Origin of the sequence: Neobacillus drentensis, assembly GCF_036966985.1 — a bacterium.
Classification (GTDB): domain Bacteria; phylum Bacillota; class Bacilli; order Bacillales; family Cytobacillaceae; genus Neobacillus; species Neobacillus drentensis_E.
Map to the genome: position 1 here is coordinate 1 of NZ_JBALSN010000782.1, position 750 is coordinate 750.

Below are 750 nucleotides of genomic sequence, written 5' to 3' on the forward strand. Positions count from 1 at the left end.
TGATTTAGGTAAGAAAATGGTGGAAGATTTTATGATAAAATTAAAAGAGGACGACAATTCTTATCCTTCCACATGGGATTCAACGATTACAGCAAGCAAGGAAGCTCCTTTTTCAGATAAACTAATGCTATTTCATACGAATACACAGAGTGCTATTGGAATTGGGGACTTCGGGCTTGCCATAGCCGCCTCACTTCGTAAGGATTTAGCCCTAATGTATGAGAAATACCTTTTGAAGGTTGGCTCTTATGCAGAGGATGGGGCAAGAATGATGATTGATCATGGATGGTTTGAAAAACCGCCACAGTCGTTAGATAGAGAGGCCATCCGTAACCAAAATAAATAATAGGAATCCCCATAACACTAAAGAAGAAGGATTATTTTAACATAAGTCAAAATAATTCTTCTTTTTATGTGGCTTTTATTTTAATTTTCACGGAAAAAACACCAACTTATTGACAGATTAACAAAAAATATGATATTTAAATATATGGAATTAGCACTCGGTTAGTTAGAGTGCTAATAGAGTGCGGATTTTCGTTTTGACAACGTAAATCAGTGGCTACATAATCACATTTTTAGAATGGAAAGGGGAATTTTCTATGTCGAAGAAACAGTTTAAAGCAGAATCGAAACGATTACTAGAAATGATGATTAACTCCATCTATACCCACAAAGAGGTATTTTTAAGAGAGTTACTATCCAATGCAAGTGATGCGATTGATAAAATCTATTACAAAGCATTGACTG

At 34.8% G+C, this 750-nt stretch carries 2 protein-coding genes; both read left to right on the top strand.

What is annotated here, in order from left to right:
• Positions 1-346, top strand: a 346-nt coding sequence (locus V7659_RS31680; RefSeq protein WP_335543936.1) for a DUF3231 family protein, incomplete at its 5' end; no start/stop codon positions are given.
• Between the two features lie 256 nt (positions 347-602).
• A partial coding sequence (locus V7659_RS31685) for a hypothetical protein (RefSeq protein WP_335543937.1) occupies positions 603-750 on the top strand: 148 nt, incomplete at its 3' end.